Here is a 6,274-nt window from a genome sequence, read left to right on the forward strand (position 1 = left end):
ACCACGGTCGACGAGGCGGTCCAGGCACTGGTGGACGGCGGGGAGGACGCGAAGCTCATGGCCGGTGGCCAGAGCTTCATCCCCGTCCTGCGCCTGCGCATGGGTGACCCGTCGCTGGTGGTCGACCTCGGCGGCATCTCCGAGCTGCGCGGGGTGCGCGAGGAGGGCGACCAGATCGTGGTCGGGTCCATGACGACCCACCACGAGGTCACCCGCGACGACCTGCTGAACCAGCACGTGAAGCTGATCAGCGAGGCCACGAAGACGGTGGCGGACTTCCAGGTCCGCCACCGCGGGACCCTCGGCGGGGCGCTCGCCCACGCCGACCCCGCGGGCGACCTCGCGGCGCCGACGCTCGCCCTCGACGCCGAGCTGGTCATCCAGGGCCAGAACGGGGAGCGCCGGGTCCCGGCGGCGGACTTCTTCGAGGACTACTTCGCCACGGCCATCGGCCCGCAGGAGATCCTCACCGCCATCCGGTTCCCGAAGTACACCGGCTGGGGGGCGCGGTACGAGAAGTTCAACCGCGTCGCGCAGGCCTGGTCGATCGTCGCGGTGGCCGCCACGGTCAAGGTCGAGGGCGGGTCGATCACCGACGCGCGCATCGGCCTGACCAACATGGCGGGCACACCCGTGCGTGCGCGGGGTGTGGAGACGGCCCTGGTGGGGCAGACGATGTCCGAGGAGACGGTCCGCGCAGCCGCGCAGGCCGCCGCCGAGGGCACCAACCCCACCTCGGACGCCGACGCCGGCTCGGACTACCGCGAGCACCTCGCCCGGGTGCTCACCGGGCGGGCGGTGCTGGCCGCGGCGGGCTGACGCTCTCGCCGTCGTACCTCGTCCCTCTGGGACAGCAGCGAGGCCCGTCTCCGCCCCTCGGGGCGGCGACGGGCCTCGCGCATGTCGTCCCTCGTGCCGTATGGAGGTTGGTTATGCAGCTGGAGAACACGTTCACCGTCCCCGTGGACATCGACACCGTCTACGACGCCCTCAACGATCCCGAGAAGGTGACCCCCTGCTTCCCGGGCGCCGCGCTGACCTCGCAGGACGGTGACGACTTCACGGGCACCGTCAAGGTGAAGCTGGGCCCGATCTCGATGACCTACAAGGGCAAGGGCACCTTCGTCGAGCGCGACAAGACCGCCCACAAGGTCGTCGTCGACGCGCAGGGTCGCGACTCGCGCGGCAACGGCACCGCCTCGGCCAAGGCGACGCTGACCATGAGCGAGGCCGGCAGCGGCCAGACCAAGGTCACGGTGCTCACCGAGATGCAGGTGACCGGAAAGCCCGCGCAGTTCGGTCGCGGCGTCATGGCCGACGTCGGGGACAAGATCCTCGGGCAGTTCGCCTCCTGCCTCGCCGACGAGTTCGCCGACGCGCCGGCGCCGGCCGCGTCGGGGTCGGAGTCGTCGAGCACCTCCAACGGCGCCGCCCCGGCCGCCAGCTCGGGCGCCGCGCCGGTGTCCGGGGACGCGACCCCGGTCTCGCAGCCCGCCGCCCCGTCGCCGGTCTCCGCCGCCTCCGGCGCGCCCGAGGCCGCGCCGATGGCGTCGACGGTCGCGGAGGCCCGCAAGGGCAGCGACACCGCGGCCAAGCCCGGCGGGTCACCCTCCTCGGGCGCCGGTCCCCAGCCGGTGTCGCAGGCGCCGCGCTCGGCGAGCCCCGAACGCCCGAAGCGCCAGCAGGCCGAGGCCATCGACCTGCTCGACGCCTCCGGCGGCGCCGTCATGAAGCGGGTCGTCCCGGTCGCGGCCGGTGTCGGCGTGCTCGCGCTGATCCTCCTGATCATCCGGCTCGCGCGCCGCTGATCCGTCGTGCTCGGGTCCTGAGCGAAGGGCACCTCCGGTCGAGTCGATCGATCGAGGGTGCCCTTCGCTCGTTTCCCCCAGAGAATGTCGACCATGACGACGACGCCTGCCGACGCGGATACCGCCGTCGCCGGCCCCCTCGCGGGCCTGCGCGTGCTCGAGATGGGCACGATCATCGCGGGCCCGTTCGCCGCACGGATCCTCGCCGACTACGGCGCCGACGTCGTCAAGATCGAGCCGCCCGGCCGCCCGGACCCCGTCCGCGAGTGGGGCCAGGGCGATTACCACGGCCATCGCTTCATGTGGACCGTGCTCGGGCGCAACAAGCGCTGCATCACCCTCGACCTGCGCAGCGCGCGCGGCCAGGAGGTGCTGCTCGAGCTGATCGAGCACACCGACGTCGTCGTCGAGAACTTCCGCCCGGGCACCCTCGAGCGCTGGAACCTCGGCTACGACCGGCTCTCCGCGGCCAATCCGGGCCTCGTCCTCGGCCGGGTCTCGGGCTACGGGCAGACCGGCCCGTACGCGTCGCTGCCCGGCTACGCCTCGGTCGCCGAGGCGATGAGCGGCCTGCGCGGCATCAACGGCTACCCCGACCAGCCCCCGCCCCGCACCGCGGTCTCGCTGGGCGACTCCCTCGCCGGGATGGTCGCCGTCCAGGGCGTGCTCGCGGCGCTCTTCCGGCGCTCGGTGACCGGCCGGGGCCAGGTCGTCGACATCGCGATCACCGAGGCCTGCCTGTCGGTCCTCGAGTCGTGCATCCCGGAGTACGACAAGCTCGGCCGCGTCCGCCGGCCGTCGGGCACCCGGCTCGACGGGATCGCGCCGTCGAACATCTACCAGGCCGCCGACGGGCTCTGGATGGTCGTGGCGGCCAACCAGGACACGGTGTTCCGGCGGCTGTGCGCGGTGATGGGCCGCCCGGAGCTCGCCGAGGACCCGCGCTTCGTCGACCACGTCGCCCGCGGGGAGAACCAGGACGAGATCGACGGCATCGTCGCCGACTGGGTCCGGGCCCGTCCCGCCGACGAGGTCCGGCGCCTGCTCGACGAGGCCGGCGTCATCGTCGGGCCGATCAACACCATCGCCGAGGTGGTCCACGACGAGCAGTTCCTCGCCCGCGACATGCTCGTCCCGCACCACGACGAGCGCTTCGGTGAGGACGTGCTCGGCCCGGGCGTCGTCCCGCGGTTCGAGGCGACGCCGGGCAGCGTGCGCCGCGCCGGTACGGCCCCGGGCGCGGACAACCGGGCGGTCTACGGCGAGCTGGGGTACACGGCCGACGAGATCGACGCGCTCGCCGCGGACGGGGTGATCTGAGGTGCGCGTCGGGCACGCGCAGCGGATCGGCGACGGCGCGCTGACCGGCACGACCGTCGTCCTCCCGGGATCCGACGGTGCCGTGGCCGGCGTCGACGTGCGCGGCGGCGGCCCGGGGACCCGCGAGACCGACGCCCTCGACCCGCGCACGCTCGTCGACCGCGTCCACGCCGTGGTGCTCTCCGGTGGCTCGGCCTACGGGCTGGCGGCGGCCACCGGCGTCATGGACGCCCTCGGGGAGGCGGGGATCGGCTTCCCGGTGGGTCCGCGCAGCGGCGAGGCAGGGGCGAGCGGAGCGACGGGGGCATGGGTGGTGCCGATCGTCCCGGCGGCGGTCGTCTTCGACCTCGGCCGCGGCGGCGAGTTCCGCGCCCGTCCCGACGCCGGGCTCGGTGCGGCGGCACTCGCGGCCGCCGTGGGGGGCCCGTCTCCGCAGGGTGTGGTGGGGGCCGGTACCGGGGCACTGGTCGGCGGGCTCAAGGGCGGCGTGGGCACCGCGAGCGAGACGACCCTGGGTGGGGACACGGTGACCGCGCTGTGCGTGGTCAACGCCGCCGGCTCGGCCGTCGACCCCCGCACCGGCGCGCTGTGGTCCGCCGCGCACCTCACCGCCGACGACGCCGTGCCGCCGGCCCTGCCCGACGACCGGTCCTCGCTGCTCGCGCGCCTCGCCGCCGCGGCCGCCCCGCCGACGCTGAACACCACGATCGGCGTCGTCTGGACCGACGCGACGCTCACGGTGGCCCAGTGCACGAAGCTCGCCGCCGTCGCCCACGACGGGCTCGCCCGCGCGATCCGCCCGGCCCACGGCATGACCGACGGCGACACCTTCTTCGGCCTCGCCACCACCGACCGGCCGGCCCCCGACTTCCCCGGGCTCCAGGCCCTGCTCACCGCGGGCGCCGACGTCGTCGTGCGCGCCGTCGGGAACGCCGTGCTCGCGGCGGAGACCGTGACGACGGCAGCGGGCACCTACCGCAGCTACCGGGACGTGGTCGCGGGATGAGGCTGCGTGTGGCGACCTGGAACCTCTGGTGGCGCCTCGGCGGCCACGAGCGGCGCCGGCCCGCGATCCTCGCCGCGCTGCGCGACCTCGACGCCGACGTCATCGCCCTGCAGGAGGTGTGGTCCTCTCCCGCCGACGACCTCGCGTCGCTGCTCGCGGCCGACCTCGGGATGCACGCGTCCTTCGGCGCCTCCCCCGACCCGACGCCGTGGACGAGTGGGCGCGACGGCGACCCGTCGTACGGCATCGGGAACGCGGTGCTCGCCCGGTGGCCGGTCCGCGCCACGGGTACGGAAGGACTGCCGGCCGGGCGGGCGCCGGGGACGCGGGTGCTCCACGGCGCGGTCGTCGATACCCCGGCCGGGTCGTGCCCGGTCTGGTCCGTGCACCTGGACTCGTCGCTGGTCGGCTCGGCCGGCCGGGTCGAGCAGGTCCGGGTGATCGCGCGGCGCGTGGTGACCGCGCCGCCGAGCGACCTGCCCCCGCTCGTGGCCGGCGACTTCAACGCCCAGCCCGACTCCGACGAGATGCGCCTGCTCGAGGGCCACCTCACCGCGCCCGCCGAGCCCGGGCTGCTGCTGGTGAACACCCGGCGCTGGGCCGCGGACCCGGACGAGCCGACCTGGAGTCCGGCGAACCCCTACGTCGTGCCCAGCGGTTCGCCACCCGCGCGCATCGACCACGTGCTCGTCGGGCTGGACCGGGGCACGGTGCGGGTGCGGGTCGGGCGGGTCGCGCTGTTCGGCGACCGCCCGGTCGAGGGTGTCTGGCCCTCGGACCACTTCGGGGTCGTCGTGGACCTGGAGGTGGGCGGGTGACGAGGAGCCTGCACTGGTGGACCCGGGACTCCGCCGGGCCGACGTTGATCCTCCCGGACGGATGTCTGGACGTGATCGTGCGTCCCGACGGCGAGGCGGTGGTGGCCGGGCCGGACGCCGTCGCGCGGGAGAGCGCCGGCGCCGGTCGCCACGTCGGGGTGCGCTTCTCCCACGGCCTCGGCCCGCTGGTGCTCGGCGTCCCGGCCGACGAACTGACCGGGCGGGTGGTGCCCCTGGCGGACGTGGTCGGCCGCGACGCCGCGGCCGGCCTCGAGGCCGGCTCCGCGCCGCTGCTGGCCGAGTGGGTGCGCGGCCGGCTCGCGACCGTGCACGACGACGACCCGTGGGCGCCGGCCGCGTTCGCGGCGGCCGCGGTCGGGACCCCGGTCGCGACGATCGCCGACCGCACCGGCCTGTCCGCGCGCACCCTGCAGCGCCGGTGCCGGGTCCGCTTCGGCTACGGCCCGCAGCACCTCGCGCGGGTGCTGCGTCTGCAGCGGGCGCTGGCGTTGCGCCGGGCCGGCTCGCCCTGGGCCGCCGTCGCGGCGGACGCGGGCTACGTCGACCAGCCGCACCTCGCGCGGGAGTGCCGCGCGCTCACGGGGCGGGCGCCGACCCTGCTGTAGTTCCGGTGCTGCGACGCCGTCGCTCCCAGACCGGGGACTCCGCCCTCACCGCTCGTCCGGCACGACGGCCGCTGGGTGCCGCGGTCCGGCGCACGCCGCAGGTAGCACCCCGATGACTGAGTCCGGGTCCGGACGCGCGCCGTCGAGCGGAGCTGAGACTGTCGGGGGGTCGCGCTAGCTTTCGCACATGAGTTCGAACACCGGGGTCGAGGCGGGTGACACGGTCAGTGTGGAGCTGACCGCGATGCTCGCCCGGCTCGGCGAGCTCGCTGACATCGAGCCTGTCGCGGCCTCGGACGGCGGGGCCGAGCTGGTGGACCAGATCGCGGTGATGGAGCAGCTGCGCAGCGCGTTGGCCGCGGCGCAGCACACCGTCATGGTCGCGTTCGCCCGGACCCGGGTCGCCGAGCAGGCCGAGCTGGTCGCCGCAGGCCGTCTCGATCCGGAGGCGCTGGGCCGCGGGATCGCCGACGAGATCGCCCTGGCCGCCCAGGTCTCACCGACCCAGGGCTCGAAGCGGCTCACGGTCGCGCGCACCCTGGCTGCTGATCTGCCGAACATCCGTGCCCTGCTGGCGGCGGGGCGGATCAGAGAGCAGCTCGCCGAGACCGTCGTCGGCCAGACCTCCCACCTCGACGGCGAGCAGCGCCGTCTGGTCGACAAGGCGCTCGCCGAGGCCGGGCTCGAGCAGCTCGG

Annotated in this window: 7 protein-coding genes; all 7 read left to right on the top strand. The window is 75.1% G+C overall.

Annotated elements, in window-relative coordinates; translation table 11 throughout:
* Positions 1-819: FAD binding domain-containing protein (locus AC0CYZ_RS11130; protein ID WP_472215229.1), on the top strand; the 819-nt coding region annotated here is incomplete at its 5' end.
* A 113-nt stretch (positions 820-932) separates the two neighbouring features.
* Positions 933-1,808, top strand: coding sequence for an SRPBCC family protein (locus AC0CYZ_RS11135; RefSeq protein ID WP_472215231.1), 876 nt, complete (start codon positions 933-935; stop codon positions 1,806-1,808).
* 93 nt (positions 1,809-1,901) lie between these two features.
* Complete coding sequence (locus tag AC0CYZ_RS11140; protein ID WP_472215234.1) at positions 1,902-3,128, top strand: CaiB/BaiF CoA transferase family protein; 1,227 nt, start codon at positions 1,902-1,904, stop codon at positions 3,126-3,128.
* Between the two features lies 1 nt (position 3,129).
* Positions 3,130-4,134 carry a P1 family peptidase gene (locus tag AC0CYZ_RS11145; RefSeq protein ID WP_472215236.1) on the top strand — a complete coding sequence of 335 codons (1,005 nt, stop codon included), beginning with the start codon at positions 3,130-3,132 and terminating at the stop codon, positions 4,132-4,134.
* An 8-nt stretch (positions 4,135-4,142) separates the two neighbouring features.
* Positions 4,143-4,952, top strand: a complete 810-nt coding sequence (locus tag AC0CYZ_RS11150) for an endonuclease/exonuclease/phosphatase family protein (protein ID WP_472215238.1) — start codon at positions 4,143-4,145, stop codon at positions 4,950-4,952.
* Positions 4,949-5,578, top strand: coding sequence for a helix-turn-helix domain-containing protein (locus AC0CYZ_RS11155; protein WP_472215240.1), 630 nt, complete (start codon positions 4,949-4,951; stop codon positions 5,576-5,578). Before AC0CYZ_RS11150 ends, AC0CYZ_RS11155 begins: the two co-directional genes overlap by 4 nt.
* A gap of 187 nt (positions 5,579-5,765) precedes the next feature.
* Positions 5,766-6,274 (top strand): DUF222 domain-containing protein (locus AC0CYZ_RS11160; protein WP_472215242.1); only part of this gene is annotated, 509 nt, incomplete at its 3' end.

The sequence above is a fragment of the Actinomycetospora sp. genome (genome assembly GCF_055612215.1).

Bases quoted from the DNA above. Each gene is read 5' to 3' on its own strand.
- AC0CYZ_RS11135 (WP_472215231.1), top strand. From the start codon at position 933: ATGCAGCTGGAGAACACGTTCACCGTCCCCGTGGACATCGACACCGTC.
- AC0CYZ_RS11140 (WP_472215234.1), top strand. From the start codon at position 1,902: ATGACGACGACGCCTGCCGACGCGGATACCGCCGTCGCCGGCCCCCTC.